The organism is Bacillus sp. PS237 (assembly GCF_037963345.1).
Taxonomy (GTDB): Bacteria; Bacillota; Bacilli; order Bacillales; family Bacillaceae; genus Bacillus; species Bacillus subtilis.
This window is the reverse complement of sequence record NZ_CP150156.1, coordinates 2,729,366-2,746,395: the sequence shown is the minus strand read 5'-3', so window position 1 is coordinate 2,746,395 and position 17,030 is coordinate 2,729,366. Positions and strand designations below refer to the sequence as shown.

Genomic DNA, 17,030 nt, shown 5'->3' with positions numbered 1-17,030 from the left:
TTGGGTGAGGCTATCGTAATAACTTCGGGAAAAGGCGGAGTAGGTAAGACAACAACATCTGCGAACCTCGGTACCGCCTTAGCCATTTTAGGGAAGCGCGTATGCTTAGTAGATACTGATATAGGACTGCGCAACCTTGATGTTGTAATGGGTCTTGAAAATAGAATTATTTACGATCTGGTAGACGTTGTAGAGGGCAGATGCAAAATGCATCAGGCGCTCGTAAAAGACAAACGTTTCGATGATCTGCTCTATTTAATGCCCGCTGCTCAAACGAGCGATAAGACAGCTGTTGCTCCTGAACAAATTAAAAACATGGTCCAAGAGCTCAAACAGGAATTTGACTATGTCATCATAGACTGTCCTGCCGGAATCGAGCAAGGGTACAAAAATGCCGTTTCCGGAGCTGATAAAGCGATTGTGGTCACTACGCCTGAAATCTCAGCTGTTCGTGATGCTGACCGTATTATAGGACTGCTGGAGCAAGAGGAAAATATTGAACCGCCGCGGCTCGTTGTTAACAGAATCAGAAATCACCTGATGAAAAACGGTGACACGATGGATATCGACGAAATCGTACAGCATCTGTCGATCGATTTGCTCGGAATCGTGGCTGATGATGATGAAGTCATTAAAGCTTCCAATCATGGCGAACCGATTGCGATGGACCCTAAAAACCGCGCTTCCATTGCATATCGCAATATTGCCCGCCGCATCTTAGGTGAATCTGTTCCTTTACAGGTGCTTGAAGAGCAAAACAAAGGAATGATGGCTAAGATTAAGTCATTTTTCGGAGTAAGATCTTAATGTGATAGAATCAAAGAGAAGAATCTGACAAAGCATATGCTGTGTCAGGTTTTTTTTGTTTTTGCCTGCTTTGTTCTTGACTAAACCGAATATTTGCCATGGACAAGACATATGATGTACAAACCCAACGAATGCAAAGGATGATGGCAATGAGTCACAGAGCAGATGAAATCAGAAAACGATTAGAGAAAAGAAGAAAGCAGCTTTCCGGCTCAAAACGTTTCTCTACTCAGACAGTTTCTGAAAAGCAGAAACCCCCGTCCTGGGTGATGGTAACGGATCAGGAAAAGCATGGAACACTTCCGGTCTACGAAGATAACATGCCAACATTCAACGGAAAACACCCATTGGTGAAAACAGATTCAATTATCCTGAAATGTCTTCTGTCGGCCTGCCTTGTTCTCGTTTCAGCTATAGCCTATAAAACAAACATTGGACCCGTCAGTCAGATTAAACCCGCCGTAGCCAAAACCTTTGAAACTGAATTTCAATTTGCTTCAGCAAGCCATTGGTTCGAAACCAAATTCGGAAATCCGCTTGCTTTCCTGGCTCCTGAACACAAAAATAAGGAACAGCAGATTGAAGTAGGCAAAGATCTGATCGCGCCTGCATCCGGGAAAGTACAGCAGGATTTTCAGGACAATGGGGAAGGAATTAAAGTCGAAACAAGCAGTGATAAGATTGATAGCGTAAAAGAAGGCTATGTGGTTGAAGTCAGCAAAGACAGCCAAACGGGACTGACGGTTAAGGTGCAGCATGCTGACAACACCTATAGTATCTATGGCGAGCTCAAAGATGTGGATGTTGCTTTATATGATTTTGTGGATAAAGGCAAAAAGCTCGGTTCGATTAAGCTTGATGATCATAATAAAGGGGTCTATTATTTTGCCATGAAAGACGGCGATAAATTTATTGATCCGATTCAGGTGATTTCATTTGAATAAATGGCTCGACCTTATCTTAAAGATCCATGTGCATCCTTTTCTTTGGATTATTGCGGCGCTGGGCTTGCTCACAGGCCATATGAAAGCATTATTATGTCTGCTCCTGATTGTATTGATTCATGAGCTGGGGCATGCTGCTCTGGCTGTGTTTTTTTCTTGGAGAATCAAGCGTGTTTTTTTGCTGCCGTTTGGCGGAACGGTCGAAGTGGAAGAGCACGGGAATCGGCCGTTAAAGGAAGAGTTTGCGGTCATTATTGCCGGACCTCTTCAGCACATCTGGCTTCAGTTTGCCGCCTGGATGCTTGCAGAAGTCTCAGTGATTCATCAGCATACCTTTGAACTCTTCACCTTTTATAATCTTTCTATCTTATTTGTCAATTTACTGCCGATCTGGCCGCTGGATGGAGGAAAACTGTTATTTTTGTTGTTTTCCAAACAGCTGCCTTTTCAAAAGGCTCACCGGCTTAATCTAAAAACGTCGCTCTGCTTCTGCCTGCTGCTCGGGTGCTGGGTTTTATTCGTGATTCCTCTGCAAATCAGCGCATGGGTTTTGTTTGTCTTTCTGGCTGTTTCCTTGTTTGAGGAATATCGGCAAAGGCACTATATCCATGTGAGATTTCTCCTCGAAAGGTATTACGGAAAAAACAGGGAGCTTGAGAAACTTCTGCCGCTGACAGTAAAGGCGGAGGATAAAGTCTATCATGTGATGGCCGAGTTCAAACGTGGCTGTAAGCATCCGATTATTATAGAAAAATCAGGCCAAAAGCTCAGCCAGCTTGACGAGAATGAAGTGCTGCACGCTTACTTTGCCGATAAGCGGACGAATTCTTCCATGGAGGAACTGCTTCTGCCCTACTAAAACTGATTGACAAACGCCTTGTATTTTGGTATATTTTTTAATGTTATGGATGTAGCACCATTGCTACAACCGCTCAGTACAGGTGTTAAGAGCTTTTACAGCCCCCTGGTATCTGGCGAGTCTTAGTCTAATAGGAGGTGCAGAGAATGTACGCAATCATTAAAACAGGCGGTAAACAAATCAAAGTTGAAGAAGGCCAAACTGTTTACATCGAAAAACTTGCTGCTGAAGCAGGTGAAACAGTTACTTTTGAAGACGTTTTGTTTGTTGGCGGAGACAACGTGAAAGTCGGCAACCCTACAGTTGAAGGCGCAACAGTAACGGCTAAAGTTGAAAAACAAGGCCGCGCGAAAAAAATCACTGTTTTCAGATACAAACCAAAGAAAAACGTTCATAAAAAACAAGGTCATCGTCAGCCTTACACTAAAGTGACGATCGAAAAAATCAACGCGTAAGCATGATTCAGGCAACAATCAGAAGGTCTCATGATAAAGGCATATTGTCTTTTGAAATGACGGGCCATGCGAATTTTGCTGAACATGGACAAGATCTTGTTTGTGCCGGAGTGACAGCCGTTGTGTTTGGGGCCGTTAACGCGGTCATTGTGCTCGCGGGCTTCGAGCCGCTTCTTGATATAGGAGAGGACGGGGGTTATTTTTATTTTGAATTCCCTGAATCTCTTGATCCAGAGGCACGCCAAAAAGCTCAGCTGCTGATTGAAGGCATGATTGTTTCGCTGGAGACAATCGAACGGGATTACAAAGACAACTTGCGTGTGACCACAAACATAATATAGGAGGTGAGCTACATGCTTAGATTAGATCTTCAGTTTTTCGCTTCTAAAAAAGGAGTAGGTTCTACAAAGAACGGACGTGACTCTGAGGCTAAACGTTTAGGTGCTAAACGTGCTGACGGTCAATTCGTAACAGGCGGTTCTATCCTTTACCGTCAACGCGGAACAAAAATTTACCCAGGTGAAAACGTGGGCCGCGGCGGAGATGACACTCTATTTGCGAAAATCGACGGAACTGTTAAATTCGAACGTTTCGGCCGTGACCGCAAAAAAGTGAGCGTATATCCTGTAGCTCAATAATGATTCAAAAAACTCCGGTCGATGATGACTGGAGTTTTTTTTGCAATATGCGGAGTAAACACCTAGAATGAAATGCAGAGTATGTGCGAGCAGACCCCGCCAAGAATGAGAATAAACATCTCAAACCCACTGGATATGTTCCCCAAGCAGTAATACATAAAATGTTCTGCCTGGCTGCAAATCAACCAAAGCCAGAAAAAAGGAACATGATATTTCTGGGAAAAACAATTGTTTTTCTAACAAAGCCTTCTCTGTTATAATTCATAATACACACTTATACAGACTCCTAAATAAGAAATTAAATGATTGGGAGTGCGAAAATGAAGGATGTTTCAAAAAATCAAGAAGAAAATATAAGCGACACGGCATTAACAAACGAACTGATTCATCTGCTTGGCCATTCCCGGCATGATTGGATGAATAAGCTGCAGCTGATTAAAGGAAACTTAAGCTTACAGAAGTATGACCGTGTCTTTGAAATGATTGAAGAAATGGTTATAGACGCAAAGCACGAATCAAAGCTCTCAAACCTGAAAACACCGCATTTGGCGTTTGATTTTCTTACGTTTAATTGGAAAACCCATTATATGACGCTTGAATATGAAGTTCTCGGAGAAATTAAGGATTTGTCGGCTTATGATCAAAAGCTGGCGAAACTGATGAGAAAGCTGTTTCATCTGTTTGATCAAGCAGTCAGCAGAGAGAGTGAAAATCATTTAACGGTTTCGCTTCAAACGGATCATCCTGACAGACAGCTGATTCTGTACCTTGATTTTCACGGCGCCTTTGCCGATCCATCTGCTTTTGATGATATTCGGCAGAATGGATATGAGGACGTTGATATCATGCGTTTTGAAATCACGAGTCACGAATGTCTGATTGAAATTGGGTTGGACTAGCGGAGTTTTTAACGGTTTAGAACGGAGGACATTATGTTTGTAGATCAGGTCAAAGTATATGTAAAAGGCGGCGACGGCGGCAACGGTATGGTTGCGTTTCGCCGTGAAAAATATGTGCCGAAAGGCGGCCCTGCCGGCGGTGACGGAGGAAAGGGAGGAGACGTCGTTTTTGAAGTAGATGAAGGTCTCCGCACCCTGATGGATTTTAGATACAAAAAACACTTTAAAGCGATTCGCGGCGAGCATGGCATGTCCAAAAACCAGCACGGGCGAAATGCTGATGATATGGTCATTAAAGTTCCGCCGGGCACCGTTGTGACAGACGATGATACAAAACAGGTCATCGCTGATTTAACAGAGCACGGACAGCGGGCTGTCATTGCAAGAGGCGGAAGAGGCGGAAGAGGAAATAGCCGCTTTGCTACACCGGCTAATCCCGCGCCTCAGCTTTCAGAAAACGGCGAGCCGGGAAAAGAACGCTACATTGTTCTTGAATTAAAAGTGCTTGCAGATGTCGGACTTGTCGGGTTCCCGAGTGTGGGAAAATCTACTTTGCTGTCTGTTGTCTCATCTGCAAAACCGAAAATTGCGGACTATCACTTTACAACGCTTGTCCCGAATCTCGGCATGGTTGAAACGGATGACGGACGCAGCTTTGTCATGGCTGATTTGCCAGGGCTGATTGAAGGCGCACACCAAGGCGTCGGACTGGGCCACCAGTTTTTGCGCCATATTGAACGGACGAGGGTTATTGTTCATGTCATTGACATGTCAGGCTTAGAAGGCCGTGATCCATATGATGATTATCTTACGATTAACCAGGAGCTGAGCGAGTACAATCTGCGTCTCACTGAGCGTCCGCAAATTATCGTTGCAAATAAAATGGACATGCCGGAGGCTGCGGAAAATCTCGAAGCCTTTAAAGAAAAGCTGACGGATGATTATCCGGTATTCCCGATCAGTGCGGTGACAAGAGAAGGTCTGCGTGAGCTTCTGTTTGAGGTTGCCAATCAGCTTGAGAACACACCGGAATTCCCGCTGTATGACGAGGAAGAGCTTACACAAAACCGTGTCATGTACACGATGGAAAATGAAGAAGTGCCATTTAACATTACACGCGATCCAGACGGTGTATTTGTGCTTTCAGGAGACAGCCTTGAGCGGTTATTCAAGATGACTGATTTCTCACGTGATGAATCGGTTAAACGGTTTGCAAGACAGATGCGCGGAATGGGTGTTGATGAAGCACTCAGAGAACGCGGAGCCAAGGATGGAGATATAATCAGGCTTCTGGAATTTGAATTTGAATTTATTGATTAATCAATGTTGGCTGAAAAGAGAGCCTGGTGCCAGGCTCTCTATTTTAAAGGGGGGATGCAAATGAAAGAGGAGACATTTTATCTTGTCCGTGAAGATGTATTGCCCGATGCAATGAGAAAAACATTAGAAGTCAAAAAGCTGCTTGATCGAAAAAAAGCAGATTCAGTAGCAGATGCCGTTCAAAAGGTCGATTTAAGTAGAAGTGCGTTTTATAAATACAGGGATGCTGTTTTTCCATTCTACACCATGGTAAAAGAACAAATTATCACACTTTTCTTTCATTTGGAGGATAGGTCAGGTGCGTTATCTCAGCTTCTTCAGGCGGTAGCTGATTCTGGAAGCAACGTTCTTTCCATTCACCAGACCATTCCGCTTCAAGGCAGAGCAAATGTGACACTGTCTATCAGTACGTCGGCAATGGAAGAAGACATTCATACATTAATGAATAAGCTCAGGAAGTTTGATTTTGTAGAAAAGGTTGAAATATTAGGTTCAGGTGCATAAGGGAGAGAAAATCGTCATGAAAGTCGGTTATTTAGGTCCAGCAGCTACATTTACACATCTAGCAGTCAGTTCTTGTTTTCAAAACGGCGCCGAACATGTTGCTTACCGCACCATTCCGGAGTGTATAGATGCAGCCGTTGCAGGCGAAGTTGATTTTGCTTTTGTTCCTTTGGAAAATGCTTTAGAAGGATCTGTTAATCTAACAATAGACTATTTAATACATGAACAGCCTTTGCCAATCGTGGGTGAAATGACGTTGCCGATTCACCAGCACTTGCTCGTCCATCCCTCAAGAGAGAATGCATGGAAAGAGCTCGACAAAATTTACTCACATTCACACGCGATTGCGCAATGCCATAAATTTCTTCATCGACATTTTCCTTCCGTTCCATATGAATACGCCAATTCTACCGGGGCGGCAGCAAAGTTTGTCAGTGACCATCCCGAGCTGAATATCGGGGTCATTGCCAATGATATGGCAGCTTCTACATACGAATTAAAAATCGTGAAACGGGATATACAGGATTATAGGGACAATCATACAAGATTTGTTATCCTGTCTCCCGATGAAAACATATCTTTTGAAGTGAATTCAAAATTGAGCTCTAGGCCCAAAACGACCTTAATGGTCATGCTGCCGCAGGATGATCAGTCCGGGGCGCTGCATAGAGTGCTGTCTGCATTTTCTTGGAGAAATTTAAACCTGTCAAAAATTGAGTCACGTCCGACTAAAACCGGATTAGGCCATTATTTCTTTATTATTGATATTGAGAAAGCGTTTGATGATGTATTGATTCCAGGGGCCATGCAGGAGCTTGAAGCACTCGGCTGCAAAGTGAGGCTTCTGGGTGCATACCAGTCTTACCAATTATAAAAAAAGCCCACTAGAGGGCTTTTTTTAGTCTTTAATTAAAATGCCGGCTTCTTCGAGGGCTTGGCAGGCTTGATCGATGCGATGTTCATCAGGTGCTGTCAGTGTATGCAGGTGCACGCCGTCGGTCAGCTGTGATAAGTAGGCAGCATTCGTAGAATTGATTTTTTTGATGAAATGGCTAACTTCTTTCCGGGTGCCTACTTGGATGGCTGCAGTTAAATCTCCGTATACGGGATGCTCGATTTTTACGTCTTTTACTGTAACGCCTTCGTCGACGATGAGCTGCAGTTCCTCTTCTGTCCGTTCAGGACCGTGCAGACATGCTATGATTCTTTCTGCCTGCTGGTGCTGCTGAGCGGCTGCATCCATGTATACATATCCTTGGCTTGTGGCGATAATCGGTACATTTTTCGCTTTCAAGAGCGATATATCCTGTACAATAACCTGTCTTGAGACGTTCGCTTTTTTTGCGAGTTCTCCTCCTGTCAGCGGTGATTTAGATTCCTTCAGCCACAGAAGAAGCTGGTCACGCCTGTTGGCGCCCATTAGCTTTAATTCTTCGGTCAATATCAAATTCTCCTTTCTTTTGTTCCCAAAGCACTGTAAACGTATGTAATAACTGTTCCAGCTGTTCAGCTGTTGTATGCCTGCCAAAAGAGATGCGGATAAATTGCAGAGCTTCTTGTTCGGTTTTTCTTAATGCTTTCATTGTTTCAGACGGACCGTGGTAACCTGCAGAACAAGCGCTGCCGGTTGAAATGCAAATATTACTCCGATTACATTCTAACATAACATATTGTCCTTCAAATGAGTGAAAAAAACACCCTATAATATGCGGAAGACATTCTGCTTTCGAAGTGTCTGCTGCAAGGGTTACAGGGAGAGACCGAATACGGATTTGGTCTAGAAAGTATGTTCTTAATGCCTCATTGCGGGATATCTGTTTTTCCATTTCGCTTACGATCAATTCTGCAGCGGCAGTGAAGGCACCGATCCCGGGAACATTTACGGTGCCGGCTCTGAATCCGTATTCGTGAGTAGTCAGAGGATAAACGGGTTTCCAAGGGACATCCGGCCGGATATAGACCGCCCCTACTCCTTTAGGACCGTGGATTTTATGGCTGGACATTGAGAGTGCATCTACTCCCAGATTTTTTGTATTGATCGGGATCTTTCCAAACGTTTGAACAGCGTCGCAATGAAGAAGAATCCCCTTATTGTGCAGGTATGAAGACAGGTGTTGAATGGGCTGAATGATCCCGGTTTCAGAATTTGCATGCTGAATAGATACAAGGCCTGTTTCCGGCCGGATATGGGTTAGTAATATTTCCTCGGTAATAAGCCCGTATTCATTCGGTTCAATGACTGTTACATCATATCCCTGCTGTTCCAAAAAAGCAGCGCAATTATGAATGGACTGATGCTCCATGGCAGTCGTAATAAAATGTCTTTTCGTTTTTGGCAGGCCGTTTAACAATGATTGAATGGCCAGAAAATTGGATTCAGTGCCGCCGCTTGTAAAATAGATGCCGCTTGCTTCTCCGCCAATGATGTTGGCGATTTTTTCACGGCAGTACTCCAGTATGTGCTTTGCTTTTCCTCCTGCATCATGCAGGCTGCTGGCATTTCCGTACATATCCATACTAAGCTTCTGATATACAGTAAGGGCTTCCTCACAAATAGGCGTTGTCGCTGCATAATCTAAATAAATCATCCGGTCTTCCTCCATCCGTTCTCCATAAAAAACTCTTGAGTTTATTTTATCCTTGTGTAAATATAGGTGTCAAGACAGGTGTAAACAACAGGAGGATGGCATATGTCTAAAAAGACGATTGCAGTCATCGGTTCAGGGGCGGCGGCACTTTCCTTAGCTGCAGCTTTCCCGCCCTCATACGAAGTGACTGTTATCACAAAAAAAAGCGTCAAAAACAGCAATTCTGTCTATGCACAAGGCGGGATTGCTGCGGCCTATGCAAAAGATGACTCGATTGAAGCCCATCTGGAGGATACGTTATACGCAGGGTGCGGCCATAATAATCTAGCTATTGTAGCAGACGTATTACATGATGGAAAAATGATGGTTCAAAGCCTATTGGAGCGTGGATTTCCATTCGACCGCAATGAACGAGGCGGTGTTTGTCTTGGAAGAGAAGGGGCCCACTCATACAACCGCATATTTCATGCAGGCGGAGACGCAACAGGCAGGCTGCTTATCGATTATTTGCTCAAACGGATCAACAGCAAAATCAAGTTAATCGAGAATGAAACGGCAGCAGATTTGCTTATAGAGGACGGACGATGTATCGGCGTCATGACAAAAGACAGCAAAGGGCGGCTCAAGGTAAGGCACGCAGACGAAGTTGTGCTGGCTGCCGGCGGCTGTGGAAACCTGTTTCTTCACCATACGAATGATCTCACTGTCACAGGTGACGGTCTTTCTCTGGCTTACCGGGCCGGGGCGGAATTAACGGATTTGGAGTTTACTCAGTTTCACCCGACACTGCTTGTGAAAAATGGTGTTTCCTACGGGCTTGTTTCAGAAGCTGTCAGAGGGGAAGGCGGATGTTTAGTAGACGAAAACGGCCGCAGGATTATGGCTGAACGGCATCCTTTAGGTGACCTGGCTCCAAGAGATATTGTCTCACGGGTTATTCACGAAGAAATGGCAAAAGGAAATCGCGTTTATATAGACTTCAGTGCGATTTCTGATTTTGAAACGCGTTTCCCTACCATCACCGCTATTTGTGAAAAAGCAGGGATTGATATCCACAGCGGAAAAATTCCTGTTGCTCCGGGAATGCATTTCTTAATGGGAGGTGTTTCAGTTAATCGCTGGGGAGAAACGACAGTGCCGGGGCTTTATGCGATTGGCGAGACAGCATGCTCCGGTTTACATGGAGCAAACCGGCTTGCAAGCAATTCTTTATTGGAAGCGCTGGTATTTGGAAAAAGGGCAGCAGAGCATATTATCCAAAAACCGGTTTATAACAGGCAATATCAATCAGGGCTAGAAACCAGTGTCTTCTACGAGGTGCCGGATATAGAGGGGCATGAACTGCAAAGCAAAATGACAAGCCACATGTCTATTCTGCGGGAACAAAGCAGTTTGATTGAGCTTAGCATCTGGCTTCATACGCTGCCTTTTCAGGAAGTAAATGTGAAGGATATCACAATTCGGCAGATGGAACTTTCTCATCTATGGCAAACTGCAAAGCTGATGACGTTTTCTGCGCTTTTGCGGGAGGAAAGCAGAGGGGCTCACTTCCGCACCGATTTTCCTCATGCTGAGGTGAGCTGGCAAGGAAGACAAATTGTCCATACAAAAAAAGGAACGAAGATCAGAAAAAACGAGGGGATTTGGAACAATGAATCATTTACAGCTGAAAAAATTACTGAATCACTTTTTTCTTGAGGATATTGGGACAGGGGATCTTACATCGCAGTCTATTTTTGGAGAACAGAGCTGTGAAGCGGAGATTGTTGCAAAGTCAGAGGGTATTTTTGCAGGAGCAGCGATCATAAAAGAAGGCTTTTCGTTATTGGACGAAAATGTTCAAAGCATTTTACACAAAAAAGATGGGGACATGTTGCATAAAGGTGAAGTGATTGCCGAGTTACACGGTCCCGCAGCTGCGCTCCTTTCAGGAGAGCGGGTCGTATTAAATCTTATTCAGAGGCTGTCAGGAATTGCGACAATGACAAGAGAGGCTGTTCGGTGTCTGGATGATGAACAGATTAAAATTTGTGACACGAGAAAAACAACACCGGGGCTCAGAATGCTGGAGAAATATGCTGTCAGAGCCGGCGGCGGGTATAATCATCGATTCGGTTTGTATGACGGCATCATGATTAAAGATAATCATATCGCAGCATGCGGCTCTATTTTAGAGGCGTGCAAAAAAGCCCGTCAGGCCGCAGGGCACATGGTAAATATCGAGGTGGAAATTGAAACGGAGGAACAGCTGCGGGAAGCAATTGCAGCTGGAGCGGATGTTATTATGTTTGACAACTGTCCGCCTGATACGGTCCGTCATTTTGCAAAGCTCACACCGGCTAATATAAAAACTGAAGCCTCTGGCGGGATTACGTTAGAATCTTTGCCTGCTTTTAAAGGGACGGGTGTGAATTATATTTCATTAGGATTTCTGACTCATTCCGTCAAAAGTTTAGATATCAGCATGGATGTTACGTTATCAAATGAATCTGTGGAGGAATGCTGTTATGTCAATTCTTGATGTGATCAAACAATCGAATGATATGATGCCCGAAAGTTATAAAGAACTATCGAGAAAGGATATGGAAACGCGCGTTGCCGCCATTAAGAAAAAGTTCGGCAGCAGGCTCTTTATACCAGGCCATCATTATCAAAAGGATGAAGTGATACAATTTGCTGACCAAACAGGCGACTCCCTGCAATTGGCCCAAGTAGCGGAAAAAAACAAAGAAGCGGATTATATCGTATTTTGCGGCGTTCACTTTATGGCAGAAACCGCCGATATGCTGACAAGCGAGCAGCAAACGGTCGTCCTGCCAGATATGAGAGCTGGATGTTCTATGGCTGACATGGCTGACATGCAGCAGACCAATAGGGCATGGAAGAAGCTTCAGCATATATTTGGAGATACGATCATACCTTTAACTTATGTGAACTCCACTGCGGAGATCAAGGCATTCGTCGGAAAGCATGGCGGAGCAACTGTAACTTCTTCGAATGCGAAAAAAGTGCTTGAATGGGCGTTTACACAGAAAAAAAGAATTTTATTTTTGCCTGATCAGCATTTAGGGAGAAATACGGCTTATGATCTGGGCATTGCGCTTGAAGATATGGCTGTGTGGGATCCGATGAAAGATGAATTAGTAGCTGAATCCGGGCATACGAATGTGAAAGTGATTTTGTGGAAAGGGCATTGCTCTGTTCACGAGAAATTCACCACTAAAAATATCCATGATATGAGAGAGCGAGACCCCGACATTCAGATCATTGTGCACCCGGAATGTTCACACGAAGTCGTGACACTAAGCGATGATAACGGATCAACGAAATATATTATCGACACAATCAACCAGGCTCCGGCGGGAAGCAAGTGGGCAATCGGGACAGAAATGAATCTTGTTCAGCGGATCATTCACGAGCATCCAGATAAACAAATCGAATCACTCAACCCTGACATGTGCCCTTGCCTGACAATGAACCGAATTGATTTGCCGCATTTGTTGTGGTCGCTGGAACAAATTGAAAAAGGAGAACCTTCAGGCGTCATCAAGGTGCCAAAAGCCATTCAGGAAGATGCACTCCTTGCCCTGAATCGAATGCTTTCGATCACGTAGATCAGAAATATTTTCCCTTCCTTTACTCATAACTTCTTTTGTTCAGGCATATGTTGTGAAGAAACATATTGTAATCACAGCTGAACTGTTCACGTTTTGCATAGGAGGGGAAAACGTTGAAAATCCATATCGTTCAAAAAGGCGATTCGCTCTGGAAAATAGCTGAAAAGTACGGAGTCGATGTTGAGGAAGTGAAAAAACTCAATACACAGCTTAGCAATCCAGACTTAATCATGCCTGGAATGAAAATAAAAGTGCCGTCAGAAGGAGTCCCGGTCAGAAAAGAGCCAAAAGCGGGCAAAAGTCCTGCGGCCGGGAGTGTGAAGCAAGAACATCCATATGCGAAAGAGAAGCCTAAATCCGTTGTCGATGTAGAAGACACAAAGCCGAAAGAAAAGAAGTCCATGCCGTATGTCCCGCCGATGCCTAATTTGCAGGAAAATGTGTACCCTGAAGCTGATGTGAACGATTATTATGATATGAAACAGCTTTTCCAGCCTTGGTCGCCTCCTAAACCGGAGGAGCCGAAAAAACATCATGACGGAAATATGGATCATATGTATCATATGCAAGACCAATTTCCACAACAGGAGGCTATGAGTAATATGGAAAATGCAAATTATCCGAATATGCCTAATATGCCAAAGGCGCCAGAGGTAGGCGGTATAGAAGAGGAAAACGTTCATCACACAGTTCCGAATATGCCGATGCCGGCTGTTCAGCCTTATTATCATTATCCGGCTCATTTCGTACCGTGTCCGGTGCCTGTTTCGCCAATTCTTCCAGGATCAGGATTATGCTATCCGTACTATCCGGCACAAGCTTATCCAATGCATCCGATGCATGGATACCAGCCAGGCTTTGTATCGCCTCAGTATGACCCGGGTTATGAAAACCAGCATCATGAAAACAGCCATCACGGACATTACGGTTCATACGGTGCGCCGCAATACGCATCTCCGGCTTATGGATCTCCGTATGGACATATGCCGTATGGCCCTTATTACGGCACTCCCCAAGTAATGGGAGCATACCAGCCTGCTGCGGCTCATGGTTACATGCCATACAAAGATCATGACGACTGCGGCTGTGACGGTGATCATCAGCCATATTTCTCTGCACCTGGCCATTCGGGAATGGGAGCTTATGGAAGCCCTAATATGCCATATGGCACAGCTAACCCAAATCCAAACCCATATTCGGCAGGAGTTTCTATGCCAATGACGAACCAGCCTTCTGTAAACCAAATGTTTGGCCGTCCGGAAGAAGAAAATGAGTGATCGTTCGGAACGATGTAAATCGTTCCTTTTTTTGTTTTCAAGCAGATCACTGCCAAATGGAGAGAACTGACACGCTTAACATGCCCCCCATACGCACATGATAAAAGCGAGCAAACATGCTCAATTCGTCCACGGGGGGTTTTTCCATTGGGTAAAAAAATGACGATCGCTAGCCTGATTCTAATGACAGCCGGCTTAACAGCATGCGGAGCAAACGATAATGCTATGAATGATACGCGCAATAACGGCAATACCCGTCCAATCGGATATTATACAAATGAAAATGACGCCGATAGACAGGGAGACGGAATCGACCACGATGGTCCTGTTTCTGAATTAATGGAGGATCAGAACGACGGTAACCGAAACACCACGAATGTAAATAACCGTGACCGTGTTACTGCTGACGATCGTGTTCCTTTGGCAACTGACGGAACATATAACAACACGAATAACCGAAACATGAATCGGAATGCAGCGAACAACGGGTATGACAACCAAGAAAACAGAAGACTGGCTGCAAAAATTGCCAACCGTGTGAAACAAGTGAAAAACGTCAATGACACACAAGTTATGGTATCGGATGACCGAGTAGTTATCGCAGTCAAAAGCCACAGAGAGTTCACAAAGTCTGACAGAGATAATGTTGTAAAAGCAGCGCGCAACTATGCAAATGGCCGTGACGTCCAAGTATCAACAGATAAAGGGCTGTTCAGAAAACTTCATAAAATGAACAACCGCTAGGAAGGAAGGGCTGCCGGAAGTGATATTCGGCAGCCTTTTTCTTTGCATCAGCGAACATTTCCCATTAAAGTGTACATAGAAAATGTAAAAGAAGGTGAAAACATGGCAGGCCATTCCAAGTGGAAAAACATTCAAAAAAGAAAAAATGCACAGGATGCAAAGCGCGGGAAAATATTTATGAAGCTGGCAAAAGAAATCTATGTGGCAGCGAAAGAAGGCGGAGCGGATCCAGAAGCAAATTCAGCATTGCGTCTTGTCATCGAAAAAGCAAAAGGCGCCAATATGCCGAATGAAAATATAGATCGGGCCATTAAAAAAGCTGCGGGAGGCCAAGACGGAAGCAGCTATGAAGAAATCACCTATGAAGGCTACGGCCCTTCAGGGATTGCCGTCATGGTTGAATGCGTAACAGATAATAAAAACCGAACGGCGTCAAATGTGCGGACAGCCTTTAATAAAAATGGCGGAAGTCTGGGAGAAAGCGGATGTGTAGCCTTTTTATTTGAACGAAAGGGGTTCATTACGATAGACCGTACTGAACGGCAAATAGAAGAAGATGAGCTCATGCTTGATGTGCTTGAAGCAGGAGGAGAAGAGCTGCGAATTGAAGAAGACCTATATGAGGTTTTCACAGAGCCTGAGCATTTTGAAGAGGTGAAAACAGCCCTCGAATCGAAATATCTAATTTCTTCGGCGGAGGTGACCATGCTTCCCAATACCTATGCAGAAGCCGATGATCAGGCTGTTGAGAAGCTGGAAACATTAATAGACGTCCTTGAAGATGACGATGATGTTCAAGAAGTGTATACAAACTATCGTTCATAAAAAACCGGCACGAGGTCATATCGGGCCGGTTTTAGTATGTTCAGGAGACACGTTCACTTTCATGAGTGTATTCTTTCTCCCAGAAATCAGCGTTTTTGATACCCAGCGCTTTTGGATCAAAGATCGGGTCTAAGCCCTGCTTCTTTTGGCGCTCATAATCCTTTAAAGCAAGGAGCGCCGGCTTGGCAAGCAGCACAATGGCAATGACGTTCAGCCATACCATAATGCCAAGCCCTGCATCCCCTAATGCCCAAGCAAGTGAAGCTGTTTTCACAGTACCATAGAACGTGGCGGCTAAAATAATCAGTTTTAAGCCAAGCATCGCCCATTTGCTTTCTCTGCCTCGTGCTAAATAGGCGATATTTGTTTCTGCGATGTAGTAATACGCCATAATTGTTGTAAAAGCGAAGAAGAATAAAGCGATGGCAACAAAGCCTGCACCGAATCCGGGAAGAACACTGTCAATTGCCGCTTGTGTGAAACCAGGTCCTGCTTCTACGCCTTTAAGCTGGTGAACGATAAAGGAACCATCTGCAGCCTGGGTATTGTACATGCCGGTAAACAAGATCATGAAAGCTGTAGCGGAACATACAAACAAGGTGTCAATATAAACAGAAAATGCCTGAACCAGTCCCTGCTTGACCGGATGAGAAACCTCTGCAGCAGCTGCCGGATGCGGGCCTGTTCCCTGGCCGGCTTCGTTTGAGTAAATGCCACGTTTAACGCCCCAGGAAATCGCCATACCGATCAAGCCGCCAAAAGCGGAATCCAATGCGAAGGCGCTTTTGAATATTAATGAGATCACAGCAGGCAATTCAGACACATTCATGACAATAATAATCAAAGACAGCAGGATATATCCAATGGCCATAAATGGAACAATCATTTGCGCCGCATTGGCAATTCGTTTGACGCCGCCAAAAATAATGAACCCTAATAATAAAACCAGACCGCACCCTGTGACGAAAGGAGAGATGCCGAATGCATTTTGGATCCCAGCCGCAATGGAGTTGGACTGTACGCCCGGCATTAGAAAGGCCATTGCAATAAGGGCAGCAGCGGCAAATAAGACGGCAAACCACTTAATGCCTAAGCCTTTTTCTATATAATAAGCAGGGCCGCCCCGATATTGACCGTCTTGTTTCACTTTGTAAATTTGAGCAAGCGTTGATTCTACAAAGGCACTCGCCGCCCCGATAAAGGCAATCGCCCACATCCAGAACACTGCACCGGGTCCGCCGAATGCAATTGCTGTCGCCACTCCCGCGATGTTTCCTGTGCCCACACGGCCGGACAGCGCAATCGATAACGCTTGGAAAGATGAAACGCCGGCTTCAGAGCTCTTGCCTTTGAACATCTGAACAATCATTTCTTTTAAATGTCGGACTTGTAAAAAACGGGTCATAATTGAAAAGGCGAATCCAATTCCCAATAAAATATAAATGACGGGCGTACTCCATAAGACCGCATTCAAACTAGCAACAAAATCTGCCATCAAGCTTCCCCCTCACTTCAAATTCGAATACATGTATAAAAAGGATTTTGGTCTAATC

At 44.6% G+C, this 17,030-nt stretch carries 20 protein-coding genes and 1 other annotated feature; of the genes, 16 read left to right on the top strand and 4 right to left on the bottom strand.

All coding sequences use genetic code 11. The annotated features are described in order from the left end of the window. The 6 genes from minD (at position 1) to rpmA (ending at position 3,703) form a co-directional block, all read left to right on the top strand. A complete protein-coding gene (gene minD, locus NST22_RS14320) occupies positions 1–807 on the top strand; it encodes a septum site-determining protein MinD (protein WP_004398624.1) in 807 nt (268 codons plus the stop codon). A 149-nt stretch (positions 808–956) separates the two neighbouring features. Continuing rightward, positions 957–1,751: a stage IV sporulation protein SpoIVFA gene (gene spoIVFA, locus NST22_RS14315; protein WP_004398684.1), complete on the top strand. Its 795-nt coding sequence runs from the start codon at positions 957–959 to the stop codon at positions 1,749–1,751. Then, the gene (spoIVFB, locus tag NST22_RS14310) at positions 1,744–2,610 is read left to right on the top strand and encodes a stage IV sporulation intramembrane metalloprotease SpoIVFB (protein ID WP_004398649.1); all 867 of its coding nucleotides are present in this window, start codon (positions 1,744–1,746) and stop codon (positions 2,608–2,610) included. The genes spoIVFA and spoIVFB overlap by 8 nt, the downstream gene beginning before the upstream one ends. Before the next feature lie 57 nt (positions 2,611–2,667). Then, positions 2,668–2,743, top strand: a sequence feature (ribosomal protein L21 leader region). A gap of 13 nt (positions 2,744–2,756) precedes the next feature. Continuing rightward, positions 2,757–3,065: a 50S ribosomal protein L21 gene (gene rplU, locus NST22_RS14305; RefSeq protein WP_003229668.1), complete on the top strand. Its 309-nt coding sequence runs from the start codon at positions 2,757–2,759 to the stop codon at positions 3,063–3,065. A 2-nt stretch (positions 3,066–3,067) separates the two neighbouring features. Then, positions 3,068–3,406 carry a ribosomal-processing cysteine protease Prp gene (locus NST22_RS14300; protein WP_003229669.1) on the top strand — a complete coding sequence of 113 codons (339 nt, stop codon included), beginning with the start codon at positions 3,068–3,070 and terminating at the stop codon, positions 3,404–3,406. Positions 3,407–3,418: 12 nt separating this feature from the next. Beyond that, entirely contained in the window at positions 3,419–3,703 is a 285-nt protein-coding gene (gene rpmA / locus NST22_RS14295; RefSeq protein WP_003222623.1) for a 50S ribosomal protein L27, read from the top strand. 120 nt (positions 3,704–3,823) lie between these two features. Here the strand turns inward: rpmA and NST22_RS14290 are convergent, their stop codons facing one another. After that, positions 3,824–3,946: a hypothetical protein gene (locus NST22_RS14290; RefSeq protein WP_003229671.1), complete on the bottom strand. Its 123-nt coding sequence runs from the start codon at positions 3,944–3,946 to the stop codon at positions 3,824–3,826. Between the two features lie 77 nt (positions 3,947–4,023). On the opposite strand from NST22_RS14290, the gene spo0B reads away from it, so the two are divergent. From spo0B to pheA, 4 genes are read left to right on the top strand one after another with little or no spacing between them, the layout of a single operon-like run. Continuing rightward, complete coding sequence (gene spo0B / locus NST22_RS14285; protein WP_004399131.1) at positions 4,024–4,602, top strand: sporulation initiation phosphotransferase Sop0B; 579 nt, start codon at positions 4,024–4,026, stop codon at positions 4,600–4,602. Between the two features lie 33 nt (positions 4,603–4,635). Then, complete coding sequence (gene obgE, locus NST22_RS14280) at positions 4,636–5,922, top strand: GTPase ObgE (protein ID WP_003246161.1); 1,287 nt, start codon at positions 4,636–4,638, stop codon at positions 5,920–5,922. Between the two features lie 60 nt (positions 5,923–5,982). Further along, positions 5,983–6,426 carry a transcriptional regulator ThrR gene (gene thrR, locus NST22_RS14275; RefSeq protein WP_003222630.1) on the top strand — a complete coding sequence of 148 codons (444 nt, stop codon included), beginning with the start codon at positions 5,983–5,985 and terminating at the stop codon, positions 6,424–6,426. Between the two features lie 16 nt (positions 6,427–6,442). Further along, positions 6,443–7,300 (top strand): prephenate dehydratase, encoded by an 858-nt coding sequence (gene pheA / locus NST22_RS14270; protein WP_004398512.1) that lies wholly within the window; start codon positions 6,443–6,445, stop codon positions 7,298–7,300. 24 nt (positions 7,301–7,324) lie between these two features. Here the strand turns inward: pheA and NST22_RS14265 are convergent, their stop codons facing one another. Next, entirely contained in the window at positions 7,325–7,867 is a 543-nt protein-coding gene (locus NST22_RS14265; protein WP_004398582.1) for a transcription repressor NadR, read from the bottom strand. Further along, positions 7,827–9,014: a cysteine desulfurase NifS gene (gene nifS / locus NST22_RS14260; RefSeq protein WP_004398844.1), complete on the bottom strand. Its 1,188-nt coding sequence runs from the start codon at positions 9,012–9,014 to the stop codon at positions 7,827–7,829. Before nifS ends, NST22_RS14265 begins: the two co-directional genes overlap by 41 nt. 102 nt (positions 9,015–9,116) lie before the next feature. Between nifS and nadB the strand changes: the two genes are divergently transcribed. The 6 genes from nadB to NST22_RS14230 all read left to right on the top strand — a co-directional run bounded on the left by nadB (position 9,117) and on the right by NST22_RS14230 (position 15,477). Then, a complete protein-coding gene (gene nadB, locus NST22_RS14255) occupies positions 9,117–10,712 on the top strand; it encodes an L-aspartate oxidase (protein WP_003229687.1) in 1,596 nt (531 codons plus the stop codon). Next, positions 10,666–11,535 (top strand): carboxylating nicotinate-nucleotide diphosphorylase, encoded by an 870-nt coding sequence (gene nadC / locus NST22_RS14250; RefSeq protein ID WP_003229689.1) that lies wholly within the window; start codon positions 10,666–10,668, stop codon positions 11,533–11,535. Before nadB ends, nadC begins: the two co-directional genes overlap by 47 nt. Next, on the top strand, positions 11,522–12,628 hold the full coding sequence (gene nadA, locus NST22_RS14245; RefSeq protein ID WP_003229691.1) for a quinolinate synthase NadA: 1,107 nt from the start codon (positions 11,522–11,524) through the stop codon (positions 12,626–12,628). Before nadC ends, nadA begins: the two co-directional genes overlap by 14 nt. Before the next feature lie 116 nt (positions 12,629–12,744). Next, complete coding sequence (gene safA / locus NST22_RS14240) at positions 12,745–13,908, top strand: spore coat assembly protein SafA (protein WP_003229695.1); 1,164 nt, start codon at positions 12,745–12,747, stop codon at positions 13,906–13,908. Positions 13,909–14,055: 147 nt separating this feature from the next. Then, entirely contained in the window at positions 14,056–14,652 is a 597-nt protein-coding gene (gene sgpA, locus NST22_RS14235; RefSeq protein WP_003245996.1) for a spore germination protein SgpA, read from the top strand. Between the two features lie 102 nt (positions 14,653–14,754). Beyond that, positions 14,755–15,477: a YebC/PmpR family DNA-binding transcriptional regulator gene (locus NST22_RS14230; protein ID WP_004398802.1), complete on the top strand. Its 723-nt coding sequence runs from the start codon at positions 14,755–14,757 to the stop codon at positions 15,475–15,477. Positions 15,478–15,517: 40 nt separating this feature from the next. Here NST22_RS14230 and NST22_RS14225 read toward each other — a convergent pair whose 3' ends face one another. Beyond that, positions 15,518–16,972, bottom strand: coding sequence for an alanine/glycine:cation symporter family protein (locus tag NST22_RS14225; protein ID WP_004398698.1), 1,455 nt, complete (start codon positions 16,970–16,972; stop codon positions 15,518–15,520). Positions 16,973–17,030: the final 58 nt, after the last annotated feature.

Bases quoted from the DNA above. Each gene is read 5' to 3' on its own strand.
- NST22_RS14225 (WP_004398698.1), bottom strand. From the start codon at position 16,972: ATGGCAGATTTTGTTGCTAGTTTGAATGCGGTCTTATGGAGTACGCCC.
- rpmA (WP_003222623.1), top strand. From the start codon at position 3,419: ATGCTTAGATTAGATCTTCAGTTTTTCGCTTCTAAAAAAGGAGTAGGT.
- spo0B (WP_004399131.1), top strand. From the start codon at position 4,024: ATGAAGGATGTTTCAAAAAATCAAGAAGAAAATATAAGCGACACGGCA.
- spoIVFA (WP_004398684.1), top strand. From the start codon at position 957: ATGAGTCACAGAGCAGATGAAATCAGAAAACGATTAGAGAAAAGAAGA.
- nadA (WP_003229691.1), top strand. From the start codon at position 11,522: ATGTCAATTCTTGATGTGATCAAACAATCGAATGATATGATGCCCGAA.
- nadC (WP_003229689.1), top strand. From the start codon at position 10,666: ATGAATCATTTACAGCTGAAAAAATTACTGAATCACTTTTTTCTTGAG.
- NST22_RS14230 (WP_004398802.1), top strand. From the start codon at position 14,755: ATGGCAGGCCATTCCAAGTGGAAAAACATTCAAAAAAGAAAAAATGCA.
- NST22_RS14300 (WP_003229669.1), top strand. From the start codon at position 3,068: ATGATTCAGGCAACAATCAGAAGGTCTCATGATAAAGGCATATTGTCT.
- rplU (WP_003229668.1), top strand. From the start codon at position 2,757: ATGTACGCAATCATTAAAACAGGCGGTAAACAAATCAAAGTTGAAGAA.
- nifS (WP_004398844.1), bottom strand. From the start codon at position 9,014: ATGATTTATTTAGATTATGCAGCGACAACGCCTATTTGTGAGGAAGCC.
- thrR (WP_003222630.1), top strand. From the start codon at position 5,983: ATGAAAGAGGAGACATTTTATCTTGTCCGTGAAGATGTATTGCCCGAT.
- nadB (WP_003229687.1), top strand. From the start codon at position 9,117: ATGTCTAAAAAGACGATTGCAGTCATCGGTTCAGGGGCGGCGGCACTT.
- obgE (WP_003246161.1), top strand. From the start codon at position 4,636: ATGTTTGTAGATCAGGTCAAAGTATATGTAAAAGGCGGCGACGGCGGC.
- pheA (WP_004398512.1), top strand. From the start codon at position 6,443: ATGAAAGTCGGTTATTTAGGTCCAGCAGCTACATTTACACATCTAGCA.